Here is a 19266-nt window from a genome sequence, read left to right as displayed (position 1 = left end):
CTAGCTCAGGGACCTAAGGGAGCTTGAATACAGAAATGGAAAGAAGAAACCTATGTCAAACTACGCAATAATTCTCGCGGCCGGAAAAGGGACCCGCATGAAATCCGACCTTCCCAAGGTCTTGCACCAGGTGACGGGGCAAAGTATGTTGGAGCATGTTTACGATGCGGTTTCCGCTATCTCTCCAGATAAATATGTGACCGTCATCGGGCACAAGGCAGAGCTGGTTCGTGATGTGCTGGCTGGAAAATCTGACTTTGTCCTTCAAGAAGAACAATTAGGGACGGGCCATGCGGTACAGATGGCTGAAGGGATTTTAGGCGACTTAGAAGGGCATACCTTGGTGATTGCAGGTGATACGCCACTGATTACCGGAGAAAGCCTGAAGGATTTGATAGCCTTTCATGTCAACCATAAAAATGTGGCAACGATTTTGACCGCCCAAGCCCAAGACCCATTTGGCTATGGACGTATTGTTCGCAACGCCCATGATGAAGTGGTGAAAATTGTTGAACAAAAGGATGCCACTGATTTTGAAAAACAAATTCAAGAAATCAATACAGGTACCTATGTCTTTGACAACAAGCGTTTATTTGAAGCTTTGAAGAACATTACCACCAACAACGCTCAGGGCGAATACTATGTGACTGACGTGATTGGTATCTTTAAGGAAGCTGGTGAAAAGGTCGGCGCCTATAAATTGCGAGACTTTGATGAAAGTCTTGGTGTCAATGACCGTATCGCTTTGGCGCAGGCTCAGGCCATCATGCAGGCTCGTATCAATCGTCAACATATGGTGAATGGTGTTAGCTTTACGAATCCTCAAGCGACCTATATCGATACCGGGGTGACCATCGCAGCGAATGTGACCATTGAGGGCAATGTCACCCTGAAAGGGAAGACAAGCATTGGTTCTGGTAGTCTCTTGACCAATGGCACCCGTATTGAAGATTCGGAAATCGGTGACAATTGCGTCATCACCCAATCTGTGATTGAATCTTCTCGCTTAGCTGATGCGGTTACCGTTGGGCCTTTCGCTCATATCCGTCCGGACAGTCAGCTGGCAGATAATGTTCACATCGGAAACTTTGTCGAAGTTAAGGCAAGCACCATTGGGTCTGGCACAAAAGCAGGCCATTTGACCTATCTGGGAAATGCCAGTGTGGGACAAGAGGTCAACTTTGGCGCTGGAACGATTACGGTCAACTACGATGGCCAATCCAAATTTGACACGCAGGTGGCCGACCACGCCTTTGTGGGCAGCCATTCAACGCTGATTGCGCCTGTAACAGTCGGCGAAAATGCTCTGACAGCTGCAGGTTCAGTCATCACAGAAGACGTCCCTAAGGACGCTGTTGCCATCGGTCGTGGCCGTCAGGTCAATAAAGCAGGTTATGCCCTGAAAAAACCTCATCACCCATCTCACCGAGGATAACCTTATGGATTTTGAAGAAAAAACAATTGCGCGTGAGGAAATTTTTCAAGGTGCCGTCGTACACTTGGTAAAAGACAAGGTTGCCCTGCCAGATAAGAAGGGGGAAAGCTACCGCGAAATTATTCTCCATAATGGCGGTGTCAGTGTCTTGGCCATTACGCCAGAAGGTCGCATCGTCTTGGTCAAGCAATACCGTAAGGCTGTTGAAGAAGTTTCTATCGAAATTCCTGCTGGGAAACTTGAACCTGGTGAAGCGAGGGATAAAAAGGCTGCGGCCTTGCGAGAACTCGAAGAGGAAACCCACTACACAGGAGACTTGCGACAGATTGCTCAGTTTTACTCAGCCATTGGATTTTGCAATGAGGAGATAACACTCTTTTTAGGGGAACAGTTGACCCGGGTGACCAACCCACGTCCACATGACCCTGATGAAACCTTGGAGCTGTTAGAAGTGACTTTGGCTGAGGCTTTGGAGTTAATCGCCCAAGGGCACATTAAAGATGCAAAGACCATCATTGCGATACAATACGCCCAGCTCAACCTCGCTGAAACTTTAGGTCAGTCTGAGTCTTAACCCCGTCTGAAAAGGAGGAAATGCTATGGGAAAACCCTTATTGACAGATGAGATTATTGCCCGAGCCAATCGTGGTGCATACGATGAAGACCCTGAGGCGACCAAGGTCATGCCAGGGCAACTGATACCGGATGAGCCAGTAGACTTGGATGCGACTCGGACCTTTGTCTTGGACGACAGGCAAGAGGATTGGGCAGAAGAACCTTCGCATGAGAAAGTCTATAAGAGTAGACGAATTGAAAATGAAAAACGCAATGTCTTTCAGAGCAAACTCAACCGCTTTTTCGTGATTGTTTTGGTTTTATTGGCTATTTTAATTTATGCAATCTTTAACTGGTAAGGAGACGAGATGACAATTGGAATTATTGCAGCTATGGCTGAAGAACTCGCCTTTTTGCGCTACCACCTAGAGGAGCGAGAGGATCACGAGGTTTTGGGCGTGACCTATTCTCAAGGGCGGTTAGGTCAACAGGATGTGGTACTTGTGCAAAGTGGTATTGGTAAGGTTATGTCGGCCATGAGTGTGGCTGTTTTAGCTGACCACTTTGGGGTGCAAGCCATCATTAACACGGGTTCAGCGGGAGCTGTAGCACCCGGAATTGCTGTCGGGGACTTGGTCCTTTCAGAAAAGCTTGTCTACCACGACGTGGACGTCACCGCTTTCGGCTATGCTTATGGGCAAATGGCGCAACAAGACCTGTATTTTTCTGCCGACCAGACAATGCTGGACTGTTTTCGTCAAGTTGCTCAGGCAGAAGGGATGACCTGCCACCAAGGCTTAATTGCTACAGGCGATAGTTTTGTGGCTGACCCTGAACGGGTAGCGGCAATCAAAGAACATTTCCCAGACGTTCTGGCGGTCGAAATGGAAGGTGCCGCCATCGCCCAAGCAGCTCAGGCGGTCGGACTACCCGTCATGGTGGTACGGAGCATGAGCGATACGGCTGACCATGACGCTCAGGTGTCCTTTGATGATTTCATCTTTGAAGCCGGCAAGCGTTCTGCCCAACTGGTTTTGAATTTCCTCAAAGCTTATCAATCCTAGAAGGAAGCCCCCACCCCTTGTTTTGTAACTACTATTTTATATTAAGGAGATAAAATGACCCCAAAAGAAAAGTGGCTTAATGCCTTTGAAAATCGTCACGGCCGTAAGCCGTCTCCACAAGAATTTCAAGCTGCTAAGGCAGTTGATTTTGACGTAACTGATCTTGTGACGCCAGAAACTCCCCAAGCACAGGAGGAGCCAGTCACTCAAGCCCCTCAAGCCATTGCAGAAGCAAGTCAGCTTGACGCTCCAGAAGTACAGGAAAAAACAAAAGCAACAGCGGTTGAAGCAGCTCAGCCTGCTTTCCAAGGCCAGCCTGAGCCGGTAGCTGCGGCCAGCCAGCAAGATAAGGCAAGCATCATTCCACCGACAATTATCTTAGTAGGTGCTGTGATTTTCTTGGTTGTCGCTTTGGTTGTGCCAGTTCCCCTCGCTTGGCTTTTTGTGGCTTTGTCATTAGCGACAGCTACTGCAGGCTTGGTATTCTTTATCCTAGATTTGAAGAAATCCAATAAAGTCCTTAGTATCATTGCCTTTGCTGTGTCTTTGGTCTTGTTTATGGGAACAGCAGGAACCGTTTTGACCAAACAGCTTTTAGCTGTGGGATCACAAGCCCAAGAAGCCATTGAAGTCATCGAAGAAGTGGAGTCCAATGATTCGGGTAAAGACAGCTCTGACATTGATAATTATGTCGATGAAGATGCTGCCTTCAAATGGACTGAAAAAGATTTTAGGGCATTGAAGTTTAGCAACAAGTATGCGGGAACACGTCTGACAACTATTGTCAAAAAATATGGGAAAGCAACAAGAGGGACGGTTGGTACAGAGAGTCTGACTCTGGATTATTCAGGGAAGTCAGGCGATACGACTAAGAGTGTCAGTTTGACCTTCCGTAAGGATGATGAAGGGCACTATGTCTTAATGACTGGTTATGCGACCAATATCAGCAAAGCTCCTGTTGAAGCCCAAGACAGCGACAGCTACACGTCTAACTGGACCAAGTCAGACTATGAAGCTTTGAAGGTTCAGGAGTCTGGTGAAGACAGCAAAACAGGCACCACATTAAAGGATATCGTGGATAAACACGGTAACCCAACAGACGTCCAAATGGTAATCAACAATAGTGGGAATGGTTTTGGAGAACGCTTGTCTATTACTTACTCTGACTATGATACCGAAGACAAGTTGCAATACGTGAGCCTTGATTTTGAAAAAGTTGACGACAGCTTTTACTTGACCTATAAATACGGTTCTGATGACTAAGTGTTCTACCAAATAGAAAAAGTGCTTGACCAGTCGCTTTCTGGCAGGCATTTTTTGTGACAAAAGGAGATGAAATGACGCCTAAAGAAAACTGGGCATTGGCTTTTGAAAAACACATGGGGCGAAAACCTAACCCAGATGAGTTTTTAGAGGCCAGCCGCCGAAACTTTGACCTGGCTACTATCAATGACAGCGCTCATCTTGAGGCCGAGCAGAGGCCCCTTGGTTACGTTTGGCAACCTCAACTCACACCCCTTACCAGCCCACAGTTTCATGAGCCGGATTTTGCTGACAAGGGGCTTCCCTGGTCTTGGATTAGTTGGCTTGCTTTAGGGCTTGGGTTACTGCTTCCTTTTTCCTTTTTGCTTTTGCCTTGGCCCTGGACTTGGGGAAGCCTTGCTTTTTCCTTTGTCCTTTTTCTGCTTTACTTAGTGGGATGCTTAAAAGTAGGGGGCAAAACCTGGTTAGCTTGGTTGACCTTGGCTCTTGTGAGTCTTAGTTTAGTCCTAAATAGCGGAATTTTGCTCTATCAAGGCTTAGAGGTGGCTAATGTTTTCCCAGATAGCCGTGAGCCGTCACACTATGCCCAAGAAGATGCAACCTTCAACTGGACGACCAAGTCTTTTAAGCAGTATCGTTTTGAGGGGAGCCATCCTACGCCACTTAGACAGGTGATACGTGAACGTGGTTTGGCTTCTCAGAGTCAGATGGTAGCTGGCGACCTACAACTGGTTTATGTTAATCTAGCAGATACGTCACAGACGGTCACCTTAGTTTTTAGTGAGGATAAGGGGCATTTCTACCTCAAGGCAGGGCAGGCTGACAATCTGGATAAATCGGTCAGGACACAGGCGACTTATCAGTCAGATTGGACTAGGGAATCTTTTGAAGCTTTAAAGGTAGGGATAGGTGATGGTAGGGGCAGCTCTTGGTCACGTATCCAGGCGCAGCACGGCTTACCTTCGTCGGCCAAAGTAAGACTTACTAGTACAACAGACGGGCAATTTGACCAGGTCTTGACGGTCACCTATCGGGATAATGACACACCTGAAAATAGGCTATCTTCTGTTTATTTGACCTTTATCTGGAAGCAAGGGCAGTATACTTTGCAATCGAAATCATCTTTGGATTAATTTTCTGCTACTCTTTTCGAATAGAAAGGTAGGAGGAAGATAAATGTATAATAGAGTTGTATTGATTGGGCGTTTGACGGCCCAACCTCAGGTGCGTAAAACGGTTAAAGAGCGGTCGGTCTGTCAGATTCGTCTGGCTGTTAATCGCCGCTACAAGTCTGCTGATGGCAAACAAGAAGCGGATTTTGTGTCCATTACCTTCTGGGGACGTCTGGCAGAAACTCTGGGGTCTTATGGGAGTAAAGGGAGCTTGTTGACTGTTGAAGGCGAGTTGCGGACAGACCGCTACGAAAAAGACGGACAACAGCATTACACCATGGAAGTGCTGGGGCAAAGCTTTCAATTTCTTGAAAGCCGTAGCCAGCGAGAACAGCGGCAACAAGATAAAGGCGAAGCCTTGTCTGACCTTGTTTTAGAAGCAGAAAGCTTGCCTTTTTAAAGGGATTAGCACTCTAGATGAAAGAGTGCTAATTTTTTAGGTTTTTTGCTTGACTTGCTGTCGAAAGGTGGTAGAATAAGAACATACCGTTAGCAGACAACTCTTTAGAGTGCTAACGTCTTACTCGGAGGATAATCAGATGTTAAAACCTATTGGAGACCGTTTGGTCGTTACATTAGAAGAAGCAAAAGAACAAACTGTTGGTGGTTTTGTCTTGGCAGGTGCTGGACAAGCCCAAACACGTACCGCCCAAGTCTTGGCTGTCGGTGAAGGAAGTCGCACGCTCAATGGCGATCTGATTGAGCCAGCTGTTAAGGTCGGCGATCGCGTCATTGTTGACCAACACGTTGGGATTGAAGTGACAGATGGGGATGACAAGGTTTTGGTCATCCGTGAAGCAGACGTGATTGCTGTTTTGGTCTAAGATTGTAAGGAAAGAAGGACGATAAGTTATGGCAAAAGATATTAAATTTTCAGCAGATGCCCGTGAAGCAATGGTTCGTGGTGTGGATGTCTTAGCAGATACGGTTAAGGTCACCTTGGGCCCTAAAGGACGCAATGTCGTTCTAGAAAAATCCTATGGTTCCCCTTTGATCACGAATGATGGGGTGACCATTGCCAAAGAAATCGAATTAGAAGATCATTTTGAAAATATGGGAGCTAAGTTGGTTTCTGAAGTGGCCTCTAAAACCAATGATATCGCAGGTGACGGTACAACAACAGCGACAGTCTTGACCCAAGCGATTGTTCGTGAAGGCCTTAAAAATGTGACAGCTGGTGCCAACCCAATCGGTATCCGTCGTGGGATTGAAGCAGCGGTTGCAACTGCCGTTGAAGAACTCAAAGCGATTGCGCAACCTGTTTCTGGAAAAGAAGCCATTGCGCAGGTTGCAGCTGTTTCTTCTCGCTCTGAAAAAGTTGGTCAATACATTTCAGAAGCCATGGAAAAAGTAGGCAACGACGGGGTTATCACCATTGAGGAATCTCGTGGAATGGCGACAGAATTGGATGTTGTCGAAGGGATGCAGTTTGACCGTGGTTACTTGTCCCAATACATGGTGACAGATAACGAAAAAATGGTGGCAGAGCTAGAAAATCCCTTTATCTTAATCACAGATAAGAAGATTTCGAATATCCAAGATGTTCTGCCTTTGTTGGAAGAAGTGTTGAAGACCAACCGTCCGCTTTTGATTATTGCAGATGATGTGGATGGTGAAGCCCTACCAACTCTGGTACTCAATAAAATCCGAGGCACCTTTAATGTCGTAGCTGTTAAGGCACCTGGTTTCGGGGACCGTCGCAAAGCCATGTTGGAAGATATTGCAATCTTGACTGGTGGTACCGTGATTACAGAAGACCTTGGCTTGGAGCTCAAAGATGCAACTATTGAAGCCTTGGGACAAGCTGCCCGCATCAGCGTAGACAAGGACAATACAACAATCGTTGAAGGCGCTGGCTCACCGCAAGCTATCGCTGAACGCGTGGCTGTCTTGAAAGCACAAATCGAAGACACCACTTCTGAATTTGACCGTGAAAAATTACAAGAACGTCTGGCAAAATTGTCTGGTGGTGTGGCTGTTGTTAAGGTCGGTGCTGCGACAGAAACAGAACTTAAGGAAATGAAACTTCGTATCGATGACGCTCTAAATGCCACACGTGCCGCTGTTGAAGAAGGTATTGTGGCTGGTGGGGGAACAGCCTTGGTAAATGTCATTGCCAAAGTTTCTGCTCTAGATATGACCGGTGACGAAGCTACTGGACGTAACATCGTCTTGCGTGCTCTAGAAGAGCCTGTTCGCCAAATTGCGAAAAATGCAGGCTACGAAGGTTCTGTGGTGATTGAGCATTTGAAAAATGCCCCAGTCGGTACTGGTTTTAATGCCGCTAACGGCGAGTGGGTTGACATGGTGGCGTCAGGAATTATCGACCCTGTGAAGGTGACCCGTTCTGCCTTGCAAAATGCAGCATCTGTTGCTAGTTTGATCTTGACCACAGAGGCTGTTGTTGCTGATCAACCTGCGCCAGAAGCCCCAGCTGGTCCTGCCATGGATCCTTCCATGATGGGTGGGATGATGTAAAGGCAAAACCCACAGTGTTTGAAAAGTTTGTCCCAAGGGGGCAAGCTTTTTTGTTTTAAAGGAAAAACAAGTGAGACTTAAAGAACTTGCGCTTTTATGGTACAATGGCTAGGCAAGTAGGATGAGTTGAGAGGAAGGTAATAGGATGAGTCAACCACTCGCTATTTTTGATACCCATACGCATTTAAATGTTGATAACTTTTATGACCGTGTGCCAGAAGAATTAGAACTGGCTGCTGAAATGGGCGTCACCCAGATGAATATCGTTGGTTTTGATACGGAGACGATTAGCCGGTCTTTAGCGCTGTCAAAAACCTATCCCAATCTCTATAGTACGATTGGTTGGCATCCAACAGAAGCTGGGTCTTATAGTGATGCCGTTGAGGCGGAGCTGGTCTCGCATTTGCAAGATGATAAGGTCATTGCTCTGGGGGAAATCGGATTAGATTACCACTGGATGGAGGACCCCAAAGAGGTTCAAGAGAAAGTCTTTCGTCGGCAGATTCAGCTGTCCAAGGATTTTGATCTGCCCTTCGTTGTCCATACACGCGATGCCCTCGAAGACACCTATGCCATTATCAAGAGTGAGGGGGTCGGCCCACGCGGCGGTATCATGCATTCTTTTTCGGGCTCGTTGGCGGATGCCCATCGCTTTGTCGAGCTTGGGATGAGCATTTCCTTTTCGGGGGTTGTGACCTTCAAAAAGGCCCTCGATGTCCAAGAAGCTGCGACTTACCTCCCCTTGGACAAAATCCTTGTAGAAACGGATGCCCCTTATTTGGCCCCAGTACCTAAACGTGGCAGGGAAAACCATCCAGCCTATGCCCGTTATGTGGTCGATAAGATTGCTGAATTGAGAGGATTATCTGTCCAAGAAGTCGCTCAAGCCACCAGAAACAATGCCCTCAAACTCTTTAGGCTGGATGTCTGAGGCTGTGACAGCTAGCTGTTTTTAAAAAAGGGCAGGTATGTTCAGACAGGCATAAAGGTCCCTTCCCATGTAAAAAAGAAACGACTCAAACAAAGAATGATGGAAAAACAAAAAATTCAAGAAGTCGTTGTCGTCGAAGGTAAGGACGACACGGCCAATCTCAAACGTTACTATGAGGTGGACACCTACGAAACCCGCGGTTCTGCCCTAAACGAGGATGATTTGGAGCGAATTGAGGCCCTCAACGACTTGCGTGGGGTCATTGTTTTCACCGACCCCGACTATAATGGGGAACGCATCCGTAAGCGCATCATGCAGGCTGTCCCTAGCGCCAAACACGCCTTTCTCAACCGAGGGGAAGCCGTGCCCAAGTCCAAGACTAAGGGCAGGTCGCTGGGTGTTGAACATGCTAGTCAGGCGGATTTGGACAAGGCCTTATCAGGCCTTCTGGGGAGCTATGACGATGAAAACACCTTTGACATAACACGTAGTGACCTCATGCGTCTGGGACTTCTCATGGGGAACGATAGCCGCAAGCGACGTGAATACCTGGGCGAGCACCTACGTATCGGCTATACCAACGGCAAACAACTCCTCAAACGCCTAGAACTCTTTGGAGTGACCTTGGCGGAGGTGGAAACCTGCATGGACAGGTATGAGGTATAGCTTGTGTCTTAGTTGCCGACGCATGCCTGTGTTGCGCAAAACTAAGGGCTGTATTTTTGAAGGACAGGCTATGGATAGAATGGGGAAGGGCCTATATGCTAGCTTCCTTCGAGACCTCGGGTTTTGACAATGCCAAAGCGACCGGGGCATAACCATAAGAATAACACGAAAAATTACTAGACATTTACAAGAAATTTCGAATGAGTAGGGAAAATAGACACATGAAAATCGCAGACAAAACCGTTACCCGTGCTATTTTAGAGCGTCATGGGTTTACGTTTAAGAAGTCCTTCGGGCAGAACTTTTTGACCGATACCAATATTTTGCAAAAAATTGTGGACACAGCTGAAATTGATGACCAGGTCAATGTTATCGAGATTGGTCCTGGGATTGGCGCTTTAACCGAGTTTTTGGCGGAGCGGGCAGCTGAAGTCATGGCCTTTGAGATTGATGACCGCTTGGTGCCGATTTTAGCGGATACCTTGCGGGATTTTGACAATGTCACCGTGGTCAATGAAGACATTCTTAAGGTCGACCTAGCCAGTCACATCCAGAATTTCAAAAATCCCGACCTACCCATCAAGGTGGTGGCCAATCTGCCTTACTACATCACCACGCCCATCCTTATGCACCTGATTGAGAGCAAGATTCCTTTTGCCGAGTTTGTGGTAATGATGCAGCGGGAAGTGGCTGACCGTATCTCAGCGGCGCCAAATACTAAGGCCTACGGCTCGCTTTCGATTGCAGTGCAGTACTACATGACAGCAAAGGTCGCCTTTATCGTTCCAAGGACGGTTTTTGTTCCTGCACCGAATGTGGACTCGGCCATCCTAAAAATGACGCGCCTACCCCAGCCGGCTGTCTTAGTTGACGATGAGAATTTTTTCTTTTCCGTCGCTAAAGCTATCTTTGTCCAAAGGCGCAAGACCCTGTGGAACAATCTCCTTGGGCGTTTTGGCAAGTCACCTGAAACCAAGGAAAAATTAGAAGCGGCTTTAACTGCAGCAGGCATCGCCCCCAATGTCCGAGGGGAATCTTTGGACCTTTCAGCTATCGCCCATTTAGCTGACTGCCTCAAAGCTCAAGGTCTCTCGTAAATAAAATCCTAAGAGACCTTGACATTTGTCGGTGGAGGTAGTAAACTAGTAAGGTATGTTTAGTATCTTAGACAGATAGCCGGCTAAACCTATACGAAATCTAAGAGGAGGTAATTCACGTGAAACGCACTTTCCAACCAAGTAAAATCCGTCGTCAACGTAAACACGGATTCCGCCATCGTATGGCAACTAAGAACGGACGTCGTGTCCTCGCAGCTCGTCGCCGTAAAGGACGCAAAGTTCTTTCAGCCTAAGACAAAAGCACCCAAGAAGAACTCGAGCTTCTTGGTGCTTTTTTATTTTGGAGAAATTCTGTAGGGGGATTAGCCTTTCATGGTGGGGGTAAAAAGGCATTTCCGAATTTCTATGGTTTCTTGACAGAATTTTTGGTATAATCAGACTATGTTTTATAGTGAATCAGCGGATACTTTGATGGCCTTTGGTCAAAAGTTAGGAGAAAAGCTCGTGCCCGGCACGGTTATTGTCTTGACTGGAGACCTTGGGGCTGGTAAAACCACTCTGACCAAAGGTATCGCTCGTGGCTTGGGAATTGACCAAATGGTCAAAAGTCCAACCTATACCATTGCACGTTCTTATGAAGGACGCTTGCTCTTGCATCATTTGGATGTTTACCGCATCGATGGAGACACTGACTCGATTGATTTGGATGAGTTTCTCTATGGGGATGCGGTGACAGTCATCGAATGGGGCAATCTTCTTGAAGAGGGTCTCTTAGAAGATTATTTAGAGATTGTTATTGTGCCAAAGGGTGACGGGAGACAGCTAACCTTGCTTGGTCATGGGCCTCAAAGCCAACAACTGGTAAATGAGGTAGCCAATGGCTAAGGCGCAGGTCGTTGACATTCGTGAAGCACTTGCGACGGATAGTGAGGCCTTGCTTGCTTTTATGGCGCGTGTTCAGGAGCAGACTTCTTATATTTCGGTAGCAGACTGGCAAAATTTTCAGTCAGATGCGCTAGCCCACTTTTTAGCTGAAGATTGTGAGCGCTTGGGGCAATTCTGCCTGGTCGCCTGCTTGGGAAAACGCGTGATTGGCCTTTGTCACCTCAGTCGTGATCAAGACCCTATGTTGGCCCATATTGGGGACTTGTTTCTAGTCGTAGATGAGGACTTCTGGGGACAAGGTTTAGGACAAGCCTTGTTAGAGACAGTTATAGATTGGGCTGTGCATACGCCTGAGCTTGCCAAACTATGTCTGACCGTTCAGGCGCGTAATCAGGCAGCTATCCATATCTATGAAAAGAATGGCTTTGTCATTGAAGGCAAACATCCACTTGGGGTAAAAACGAGAAAGGGAGACTTTCTTGACACCTATTCGATGGGTAGGTTGATAGACGAAAGACGATAAAAATAATGAAGCTTGGAAAAAAAATCTTAATCATGGTCTTGGCCATTGTTGCCACAACGGTTGCTGCTGGGGTTATCTATATCACATCAGCATTTAATTATGGGACGTCAGCCTTGTCAAAAACCTATAAGGACTATGGCAATGGCGCCTCTAGCAAGGTCATTCAACAAACGCAGCCGATTTCCATCCTCTTAATGGGGATTGATACAGGGGATTCGCAACGGACGGATGCCTGGGAGGGGAATTCGGACACCATGATTCTCATGACGGTGAATCCCAAGACTAAAAAAACGACCATGACCTCGCTCGAACGCGACACGATGGTGAATATTACAACCACAGATGCAGGGACCTACCAGGCGAAGCTCAATGCAGCTTACGCGACTGGGGGAGAAACCTTGGCCCAATCAACGATTGAGAACCTCTTAGACATCAAAGTGGACTTTTATGTGCTCATTAATATGCAAGGTCTGGTGGATTTGGTTAATGCCGTTGGTGGAATCACTGTCACCAATGAATTTAGCTTCCCAATTTCCATTGCTGAAAATGAACCAGAATACACAGCGACAGTCGAACCGGGAACACACCATATCAACGGGGAACAAGCTTTGGTCTATGCCCGCATGCGTTACGATGACCCTGATGGCGACTACGGCCGTCAAAAACGTCAACGTGAGGTCATCTCCAAAGTTATGAAAAAAATCCTGTCAATGGATTCAGTTTCAAACTACCAGAAGGTTTTAGATGCTGTTTCGAATAACATGCAAACCAACATTGATGTGGCCAACAACTGGTCAAATCTATTGGGTTACCGCGATGCCTTAAAGAGCGTTAAATCTTACCAACTAAAAGGTGAAGATGCTATGGTGGATGGGGTTTCTTACCAGCTGGTGACCAATGACAGTCTGTTGCAGGTGCAAAATCGCATCAAAAAACAATTAGGGCAAGCCGAAAGTGATACTCTAAATAATGACAACAGTGTCATTACCTACGAGGACTACTATGGGACAGGCACCTATTACAATGGCTACGATAGCACAACTACAGGTTATGCTGATACCAGTACCTATGGCTATGATACAGGAACTGGAGCAGTTGATACGACCAATGGCTATAGCGCCTATTAAGACATAACGCTTGAGGTTACCTCAGGCGTTTTTTCTAGGGCTAGACCTAGCTTTTTTACGGCATTGTTTTGGACAACAAAGGCAACAAAAAAAAGTCCGTCCTCTAGCATCAGGCTAAGAGAACGAACTTTATGAGTTATTAGTCTTGAGGGGCAATTACTTCGACGCCTCCCATATATGGGCGCAAGACTTCTGGGATGGTAACTGAACCATCTTCATTTTGATAGTTTTCCAAGATAGCAGCGACCGTGCGGCCTACGGCCAAACCAGAACCATTCAGGGTATGGAGGAGTTTGACCTTGCCGTCTGCTTCATCACGGTAGCGGATTTGGGCCCGACGGGCTTGGAAGTCCTCGGTGTTTGAACAACTGGAAATTTCACGATAGGTTTCTTGAGCTGGAATCCAAACTTCTAAGTCGTAGGTCTTCGCAGCAGAGAAGCCCATATCTCCCGTAGACAAGGCTACAACACGGTAAGGCAGGTTGAGTTTTTGGAGAATAGATTCTGCATTTGCGGTCATTTTCTCTAACTCTGTGTAGGATTCTTCAGGTTTTGAGAATTTAACCATTTCAACCTTGTGGAATTGGTGCAAGCGGATAAGGCCACGGGTATCACGTCCAGCAGAACCTGCCTCAGAGCGAAAAGATGGGCTCATCGCTGTGAAGTAGATGGGAAGGTCCTTGCCATCAAGGATGTCACCACGATAGTAGTTGGTCAAAGGTACTTCTGCTGTCGGAATCAAAACATAATCCGTATCAGCCAATTCAAAGGTATCTTCCTTGAACTTAGGGTATTGACCAGTCCCAAACATGGAATCATGGTTGACCATATAAGGAGGAATGACCTCTGTATAGCCCTCTTTACCGTGTTCGTCAAGCATAAAGTTGTAGATAGCGCGTTCTAAACGAGCACCGAGTCCCTTGTAAAACAAGAACCGTGACCCTGTAACTTTTGCGCCAGCTTCCCAGTCGAGAATTCCCAAGTCTTCGCCCAAGTCCCAGTGAGCCTTAGGAGCAAATGCAAAATCACGTGGCGTTCCCCAGCGACGAACTTCCACATTATCATCCTCATCAGCCCCAACTGGGACATCGTCAGCTGGAATGTTTGGCAAGGTCGTTGTAAAGACGGTTAATTGTTCATCAAGATCGGCCAACTTGGCGTCAAGGGTTTTGATTTCTGCGGAAAGTTCTTGCATGGCAGCAATTTGAGCAGAAGCGTCTTCTTTGTTACGCTTGGCCTGAGCGATGGCAGCAGAAGCCGTGTTACGTTTGGCCTTGGCTTCCTCGACGGTAACAAGAACTTGGCGGCGGTCTTGGTCAATGGTGCGCATGGCTTCCAGTGTCTCTGCTGGGACGCCTCGTGTCGCTAATTTTTGCGCCACTTGATCAAAGTCATTGCGAATACGTTTGATATCTAACATAATTTCCTCCTACAAAAAAAGATTGTGAACTGTTGGAGTGCTCTCGCACGGTTCCATCCAACTTCACAATCTTTGTGCACTTAATCTGTCTATCTCAAAATATCACGGTAGAATTTCATCGCTTTGGCTTGCCTACTCGCAGCAACCGTAGGCTTTCTGGAAAGCACGCCGAGACTACTTATCCGTTAGCTTCATTATACACCAATTACTTTTTCTTGGCAAATCGTGTCTTTATCCAGCGACTGATGGTTTGTAAAAGTGTCGGTAGTTTGACGACTTTTTCATCACCTAGGTGGTCGCGGGCGATTTTGAGTATTTTTCCTGAATCTGATGAGGCAAAAAGAAATTTGCCTTTATCGGTAAAGACTTCGAAGTGGCGACTGATGTGTTTTCCTCGGGTTACATTAGCACCGATTTTGTCAATGCTTTCCCAAGGAATTTGGATAAAGCGCTCGACATTGTTATCATTGTAAAATTCAAAGCCCCTATCACCAATTAAAAAAGAACCGACATTGCTTCCCATAGACAGATAGGAACGTCCTTTTCCAGTGTATTCGACAGTAGTGTTGATGGATTGTGCCATGCGTCATCTCCTAACTCGCTCTTTTGTAGTTTATCGCTGTTTTTTATTATAACAAAATTTCCATCTGGGCACGGAGAAATGCTCTAGTCCTTAGTCTCCCTAATCTGAGAAAAACAAAAACGATTGAGACAGCTGTCTCAATCGTTTGACGATTACATCAAGCCAAGCACGTGGAATACGATACCCACGATGAAGAGCGCGATGATGATTGTGATAGGTGAGACTTTTTTCTTGAGCAACCACATACACAAGAAGGTCAAGAGCAAGCCCATTAAACCAGGGATTAGGGAATCCAATTGGCTTTGCAGGGTGTTAGCCTTTTCAGCTGTCAAGCTCAAACCGTCTTTGTATTGTCCCAAGATAGTTTGCAATTGTTCGCCAGTGACAGCATTTTTAGGGAATTCGATGAAGGCACCTTTGGACAGTTGTTGAGATGGCAAGTTAACAGTGAAATTAATGCTTACCCAACGTTCAACCAAAGCTGCCAAGATGAACATCCCAAGGATAGAAGCACCTTTGGTGATGTCTTGTAAGATACCGCCTGAGAGGTCTTTAGTGATTTCAGAACCTGCTTTGTAGCCCAATTCTTGGGTGTACCACAAGAAGGCCATACGGATGATGTTCCATCCGAGGAAGAAAATCAGTGGGCCTAAGATATTGCCGGTCATAGCAATAGAAGCTCCTAGGGCACCAAGGATTGGACGAACTGTAAACCAGAAGACTGGGTCACCGATACCGGCCAAAGGTCCCATCATACCGATTTTAACCCCTTGGATAGCCGCATCATCGATTTCAGCACCGTTTCCACGTTCTTCTTCCAAAGCCAGAGTAACCCCTAAGATAGGAGAAGCGATGTAAGGGTGCGTGTTGAAGAATTCCAAGTGGCGTTCCAAAGCTGCTGCTTGGTCTTCTTTTTTGGTGTAGAGGCGTTTGATAGCTGGGATTAATGAGTAAGCCCAACCCAAGTTTTGCATCCGTTCGTAGTTCCATGACCCTTGAAGGAAGGTAGAGCGCCACCAAACTTTACGACGGTCGGATTTTGTAAGTGTAATACGTTCTGACATAAGATAGTGCTCCCCTTTCTAGTAGTCTTCTAAAATGTCGCCGATTGGGTCACCTGAACTAGAACCGCCACCAGCGTTTCCAGAACCACCTTGTTTAGACAAGTTCAGGTAGATGAGAGCAATGGCTACACCGATAGCTCCAAGGGCAATCAAGGTGAAGTCAGTCACAGCCGCGAAAACAAAACCAAGAGCGAAGAATGGCCAAACTTCACGAGAAGCCATCATGTTGATAACCATAGCGTAACCAACCGCTACGACCATACCACCACCGATGGTCATACCGTCTTTCAGCCAAGCAGGAATAGCATTAAGCATAGCTTGTACAGTTTCTGTTGGCAAGGCCAAGAGCAGTGCGATTGGAATAGCAATACGCAACCCTTGAAGCAAGAGTGCCAAGAAGTGAGCACGTTCGACACCACCGATATTACCGCGTTTTGCAGCTGCATCAGCTGTATGAACGACTGCGACAGAAAGTGTCCGTACAATCATGGTCAAAGCAAGACCAGCAACGGCCAATGGGACAGCGACAGCAGTTGCGACACCGATACCTTGAGTGGAGAAGTCCCCACCTTTTACCAAGATGACAGCGGCAGCTGTGGAAGCTAGGGCAACGTCAGGAGCTACTGCAGCACCGATGTTTGCCCAACCGAGCGCGATAAATTGCAAGCTACCACCCAGGATAATTCCAGCGCTAGCATGCCCTGTTGCAAGACCAATCAAGGTACAAGCAACCAGTGGTTGGTGAAATTGGAATTGGTCCAAAATCCCATCAAGCCCTGCCAAGAAGGCTACGATAAGGACCAGAACAATGGAAATAACTGACATGTTATTTGTCCTTTCTCTTTATTTGAATTATTGAACGTTGGCTTTTTTGATCAGTTCCCAGAGATCTTTAGGGGTATCGTTGGCAACCTTACGGACGTCAAAGTCAACACCGAGGTCGCGAAGTTTTTCAAAAGTAGCGACGTCTTCTTTGTCCATAGACAGAACGTTGTTGACCATGGTTTTACCAGTTGAGTGTGCCATAGAACCAATGTTGAGTGAGGTGATTGGCACACCGCCTTCGATAGCGCGCAAGGCATCTTGTGGGGTTTCGAACAAGACCAAAGCATGCGTGTTTCCAAAGCGAGGATCTTTAGCGGCTTCAATCAGTTTAGCGATAGGAACAACGTTGGCCCGGACACCGTTTGGTGCCGCTTGTTTGATCAATTGCTTACGCAAGTCATCTTGGGCAACGCTATCTGAAGCAACGATGATACGGTCTGCTTTAGAGTATGGGGTCCAGTTGGTTGCAACCTGACCGTGCAAGAGACGTGTATCAACACGTGCCAAGTTGATTTTAAGTTTACCGTCTCCGATGACAGTTCCCTCAGGGATGGCACCTTGTGGGGCAGCTTCTTCACTAGTTGCAGCAGGGGCTTCTGCTTCGGCAGGGTTAAGCTCTTCAGGCAAGGCTTTGACACCGTCCTTAGCTTCCTTGATGATGTTTGCCGCCACTTGCTCAACGCCTGCATTGGCATCCATCAACCGTTCGGTGTAAGCTTGGATCAACATCGGCAAGTTTAATCCGGTGATGATTGCCATCTTACGGTCAGGGTTTTCCCCCATGACACGACTGGCTTGGTTAAAGGGCGAGCCACTCCAAAGGTCCGCAAGGACAAGAACTTCATCGTTAGCATCAAATGTTGCGATGGCATCGTTGAAGTGGGCGTAAAGGTCGTCTGGGCCTTCATTAGGCATGAAAGTAACCACTTGTACTTTCTCTTGATCGCCGAAGATCATAGAGCCTGATTGGTGAATCCCCTCAGCGAACTTGCCGTGACTGGCAATCACAATTCCGATTCCCATTCGTGTTCTACCTCCTTGATAAATTTTGTCTGAAACCGCTCTCTTTTTTCTTGAAAAAAAATGAAATCGGAAGCAGATGCTTTCTAGAACTCATTTATTGTAAAACGGTTTCATAAAATTGTCAATAGGTTTTTAGGGAAAATTCAGAAAAATAGCTCAAAAACAGGCAAAAAGCACCAGAATGTGTCACTTCTTGGACGTTTTCAGGTGCTTTTTTATCATAAAAAGAGATTTTCCAAGGTACGGGCTACCCCGTCCTCATCGTTGGTCCATTGGGTTTGGCGGTCAGCATGAGGCAGTAAAACAGGGCTACAGTTTTTCATGGCGTAACCAAGGCCAGCAAAATCCAGCATCTCGGTGTCATTGTGCTCATCACCAAAAGCAATCAGGTCCTTGCGGTCTTTCTGATAGATGTCTAAGAGGTAGTTGAGAGCGAAAGCCTTGTTGATGCCTTTGGCAGAACATTCTAAGATATTGAGGGGTCCACCCCAAGTATTGATTTCAATTTCATCCTTATAATAGTGACGCATGCTGTCACCGAGGGCATACTTATCCTCGGCATGGGTTTGAAAAAGGATACCATTTGGGTCGTCTGTGATTTTGTCGCGTTGCAGTTGCATTTGCGAGATGAAACGTTTAACCCCGAACAGCTCTGGGGCAATGACTTGGTCATCTAAAGTGGTCAGATAGAATTTTCGACGGTATTCGCTAGCCAGCGCATCCACCTCAAAGGCCTCAAGTTGATCAAGCATGCTAAAAAGGTAATGTTTATCAATGGTGATACTGAGGGTTTTATTCCAGTTTTGATGGGGGAGATGGGTCAAGGAGCCATTAAAATTAATCATGGGGGTGCTTAAGCCCAGCTCATGGTAATAATCCCAAGCCATGCGATAGGGGCGTCCCGTCGTAATAATCGGTAAATGGCCTTGTTTCTCAAGGGCTTTAAGTGTTTTTTTGGTGTAGTCAGAGATGGTGCCATCGCTATGGAGCAAGGTGCCATCCAAATCTAGGGCGATTAGTTTTGAAGTCATAGCTTTATTATAGCATAGGCAAGTGCAATAAGGGGCTGATAAAAAAGCCGAACGTTTTTGGTTGATTTCGACCAATACAAGAGAATAATAGGAGCGTTTTGTAAGAATTTGACTGAAAAAAGCTTCTTAAAGCGAGTTTTTACGAAAGATAACGCATACATTT

Annotated in this window: 22 protein-coding genes; 16 read left to right on the top strand and 6 right to left on the bottom strand. The window is 46.6% G+C overall.

The features are described 5' to 3' along the window. Positions 1–52: 52 nt before the first annotated feature. From glmU to lytR, 16 genes are all read left to right on the top strand, one after another. The gene (gene glmU, locus STRDD12_RS04905; protein WP_066915705.1) at positions 53–1435 is read left to right on the top strand and encodes a bifunctional UDP-N-acetylglucosamine diphosphorylase/glucosamine-1-phosphate N-acetyltransferase GlmU; all 1383 of its coding nucleotides are present in this window, start codon (positions 53–55) and stop codon (positions 1433–1435) included. Positions 1436–1439: 4 nt separating this feature from the next. Then, the gene (locus STRDD12_RS04900; protein WP_066915704.1) at positions 1440–2009 is read left to right on the top strand and encodes an NUDIX hydrolase; all 570 of its coding nucleotides are present in this window, start codon (positions 1440–1442) and stop codon (positions 2007–2009) included. 25 nt (positions 2010–2034) lie between these two features. After that, entirely contained in the window at positions 2035–2349 is a 315-nt protein-coding gene (macP, locus tag STRDD12_RS04895) for a cell wall synthase accessory phosphoprotein MacP (protein ID WP_066915703.1), read from the top strand. 9 nt (positions 2350–2358) lie between these two features. Further along, entirely contained in the window at positions 2359–3054 is a 696-nt protein-coding gene (locus STRDD12_RS04890) for a 5'-methylthioadenosine/adenosylhomocysteine nucleosidase (RefSeq protein WP_066915701.1), read from the top strand. Between the two features lie 54 nt (positions 3055–3108). Continuing rightward, the gene (locus STRDD12_RS04885; protein WP_066915699.1) at positions 3109–4317 is read left to right on the top strand and encodes a hypothetical protein; all 1209 of its coding nucleotides are present in this window, start codon (positions 3109–3111) and stop codon (positions 4315–4317) included. Between the two features lie 74 nt (positions 4318–4391). Further along, a complete protein-coding gene (locus STRDD12_RS04880) occupies positions 4392–5450 on the top strand; it encodes a hypothetical protein (protein ID WP_066915697.1) in 1059 nt (352 codons plus the stop codon). Between the two features lie 43 nt (positions 5451–5493). Beyond that, positions 5494–5889 (top strand): single-stranded DNA-binding protein, encoded by a 396-nt coding sequence (locus STRDD12_RS04875; protein ID WP_066915695.1) that lies wholly within the window; start codon positions 5494–5496, stop codon positions 5887–5889. A gap of 139 nt (positions 5890–6028) precedes the next feature. Then, positions 6029–6313: a co-chaperone GroES gene (groES, locus tag STRDD12_RS04870; protein ID WP_066915693.1), complete on the top strand. Its 285-nt coding sequence runs from the start codon at positions 6029–6031 to the stop codon at positions 6311–6313. A 28-nt stretch (positions 6314–6341) separates the two neighbouring features. Beyond that, entirely contained in the window at positions 6342–7967 is a 1626-nt protein-coding gene (gene groL, locus STRDD12_RS04865) for a chaperonin GroEL (RefSeq protein WP_066915691.1), read from the top strand. A gap of 145 nt (positions 7968–8112) precedes the next feature. Continuing rightward, positions 8113–8898, top strand: coding sequence for a TatD family hydrolase (locus STRDD12_RS04860; protein WP_066915690.1), 786 nt, complete (start codon positions 8113–8115; stop codon positions 8896–8898). A gap of 96 nt (positions 8899–8994) precedes the next feature. Continuing rightward, positions 8995–9564, top strand: coding sequence for a ribonuclease M5 (gene rnmV / locus STRDD12_RS04855; RefSeq protein ID WP_066915688.1), 570 nt, complete (start codon positions 8995–8997; stop codon positions 9562–9564). A gap of 221 nt (positions 9565–9785) precedes the next feature. After that, positions 9786–10661, top strand: a complete 876-nt coding sequence (rsmA, locus tag STRDD12_RS04850) for a 16S rRNA (adenine(1518)-N(6)/adenine(1519)-N(6))-dimethyltransferase RsmA (RefSeq protein WP_066915687.1) — start codon at positions 9786–9788, stop codon at positions 10659–10661. Positions 10662–10780: 119 nt separating this feature from the next. Further along, positions 10781–10915 (top strand): 50S ribosomal protein L34, encoded by a 135-nt coding sequence (gene rpmH, locus STRDD12_RS08090; RefSeq protein ID WP_003082097.1) that lies wholly within the window; start codon positions 10781–10783, stop codon positions 10913–10915. Positions 10916–11063: 148 nt separating this feature from the next. Further along, the gene (gene tsaE, locus STRDD12_RS04845) at positions 11064–11507 is read left to right on the top strand and encodes a tRNA (adenosine(37)-N6)-threonylcarbamoyltransferase complex ATPase subunit type 1 TsaE (RefSeq protein ID WP_066915685.1); all 444 of its coding nucleotides are present in this window, start codon (positions 11064–11066) and stop codon (positions 11505–11507) included. Further along, a complete protein-coding gene (locus tag STRDD12_RS04840) occupies positions 11500–12030 on the top strand; it encodes a GNAT family N-acetyltransferase (protein WP_066915683.1) in 531 nt (176 codons plus the stop codon). The genes tsaE and STRDD12_RS04840 overlap by 8 nt, the downstream gene beginning before the upstream one ends. Before the next feature lie 5 nt (positions 12031–12035). Beyond that, entirely contained in the window at positions 12036–13157 is a 1122-nt protein-coding gene (gene lytR, locus STRDD12_RS04835; protein WP_066915681.1) for a glycopolymer--peptidoglycan transferase LytR, read from the top strand. Between the two features lie 139 nt (positions 13158–13296). Here the strand turns inward: lytR and serS are convergent, their stop codons facing one another. The 6 genes from serS to STRDD12_RS04805 all read right to left on the bottom strand — a co-directional run bounded on the left by serS (position 13297) and on the right by STRDD12_RS04805 (position 19103). Continuing rightward, positions 13297–14577, bottom strand: coding sequence for a serine--tRNA ligase (serS, locus tag STRDD12_RS04830; RefSeq protein ID WP_066915679.1), 1281 nt, complete (start codon positions 14575–14577; stop codon positions 13297–13299). Between the two features lie 205 nt (positions 14578–14782). Beyond that, positions 14783–15160: a DUF956 family protein gene (locus tag STRDD12_RS04825; RefSeq protein WP_066915677.1), complete on the bottom strand. Its 378-nt coding sequence runs from the start codon at positions 15158–15160 to the stop codon at positions 14783–14785. 152 nt (positions 15161–15312) lie between these two features. Next, a complete protein-coding gene (locus STRDD12_RS04820) occupies positions 15313–16224 on the bottom strand; it encodes a PTS system mannose/fructose/sorbose family transporter subunit IID (protein ID WP_066915675.1) in 912 nt (303 codons plus the stop codon). Positions 16225–16242: 18 nt separating this feature from the next. After that, positions 16243–17049, bottom strand: a complete 807-nt coding sequence (locus STRDD12_RS04815) for a PTS mannose/fructose/sorbose transporter subunit IIC (protein WP_066915673.1) — start codon at positions 17047–17049, stop codon at positions 16243–16245. A gap of 27 nt (positions 17050–17076) precedes the next feature. Beyond that, complete coding sequence (locus tag STRDD12_RS04810; protein WP_066915671.1) at positions 17077–18072, bottom strand: PTS sugar transporter subunit IIB; 996 nt, start codon at positions 18070–18072, stop codon at positions 17077–17079. Between the two features lie 218 nt (positions 18073–18290). Beyond that, a complete protein-coding gene (locus STRDD12_RS04805; protein ID WP_066915668.1) occupies positions 18291–19103 on the bottom strand; it encodes a Cof-type HAD-IIB family hydrolase in 813 nt (270 codons plus the stop codon). Between the last annotated feature and the right edge of the window lie 163 nt (positions 19104–19266).

It is taken from the genome of Streptococcus sp. DD12 (assembly GCF_001578885.1).
Classification (GTDB): domain Bacteria; phylum Bacillota; class Bacilli; order Lactobacillales; family Streptococcaceae; genus Streptococcus.
The sequence above is the reverse complement of the archived record's forward strand: the minus strand, read 5'-3'. Positions and strand labels throughout refer to the sequence as shown.

Coding starts and splice junctions, on each gene's coding strand:
- lytR (WP_066915681.1), top strand. CDS start 12,036: ATGAAGCTTGGAAAAAAAATCTTAATCATGGTCTTGGCCATTGTTGCC.
- STRDD12_RS04900 (WP_066915704.1), top strand. CDS start 1,440: ATGGATTTTGAAGAAAAAACAATTGCGCGTGAGGAAATTTTTCAAGGT.
- STRDD12_RS04810 (WP_066915671.1), bottom strand. CDS start 18,072: ATGGGAATCGGAATTGTGATTGCCAGTCACGGCAAGTTCGCTGAGGGG.
- STRDD12_RS04825 (WP_066915677.1), bottom strand. CDS start 15,160: ATGGCACAATCCATCAACACTACTGTCGAATACACTGGAAAAGGACGT.
- STRDD12_RS04815 (WP_066915673.1), bottom strand. CDS start 17,049: ATGTCAGTTATTTCCATTGTTCTGGTCCTTATCGTAGCCTTCTTGGCA.
- STRDD12_RS04805 (WP_066915668.1), bottom strand. CDS start 19,103: ATGACTTCAAAACTAATCGCCCTAGATTTGGATGGCACCTTGCTCCAT.
- STRDD12_RS04880 (WP_066915697.1), top strand. CDS start 4,392: ATGACGCCTAAAGAAAACTGGGCATTGGCTTTTGAAAAACACATGGGG.
- STRDD12_RS04860 (WP_066915690.1), top strand. CDS start 8,113: ATGAGTCAACCACTCGCTATTTTTGATACCCATACGCATTTAAATGTT.
- rsmA (WP_066915687.1), top strand. CDS start 9,786: ATGAAAATCGCAGACAAAACCGTTACCCGTGCTATTTTAGAGCGTCAT.
- groL (WP_066915691.1), top strand. CDS start 6,342: ATGGCAAAAGATATTAAATTTTCAGCAGATGCCCGTGAAGCAATGGTT.
- tsaE (WP_066915685.1), top strand. CDS start 11,064: ATGTTTTATAGTGAATCAGCGGATACTTTGATGGCCTTTGGTCAAAAG.
- STRDD12_RS04875 (WP_066915695.1), top strand. CDS start 5,494: ATGTATAATAGAGTTGTATTGATTGGGCGTTTGACGGCCCAACCTCAG.
- STRDD12_RS04885 (WP_066915699.1), top strand. CDS start 3,109: ATGACCCCAAAAGAAAAGTGGCTTAATGCCTTTGAAAATCGTCACGGC.
- glmU (WP_066915705.1), top strand. CDS start 53: ATGTCAAACTACGCAATAATTCTCGCGGCCGGAAAAGGGACCCGCATG.
- macP (WP_066915703.1), top strand. CDS start 2,035: ATGGGAAAACCCTTATTGACAGATGAGATTATTGCCCGAGCCAATCGT.
- rnmV (WP_066915688.1), top strand. CDS start 8,995: ATGATGGAAAAACAAAAAATTCAAGAAGTCGTTGTCGTCGAAGGTAAG.
- STRDD12_RS04890 (WP_066915701.1), top strand. CDS start 2,359: ATGACAATTGGAATTATTGCAGCTATGGCTGAAGAACTCGCCTTTTTG.
- groES (WP_066915693.1), top strand. CDS start 6,029: ATGTTAAAACCTATTGGAGACCGTTTGGTCGTTACATTAGAAGAAGCA.
- STRDD12_RS04820 (WP_066915675.1), bottom strand. CDS start 16,224: ATGTCAGAACGTATTACACTTACAAAATCCGACCGTCGTAAAGTTTGG.
- serS (WP_066915679.1), bottom strand. CDS start 14,577: ATGTTAGATATCAAACGTATTCGCAATGACTTTGATCAAGTGGCGCAA.
- STRDD12_RS04840 (WP_066915683.1), top strand. CDS start 11,500: ATGGCTAAGGCGCAGGTCGTTGACATTCGTGAAGCACTTGCGACGGAT.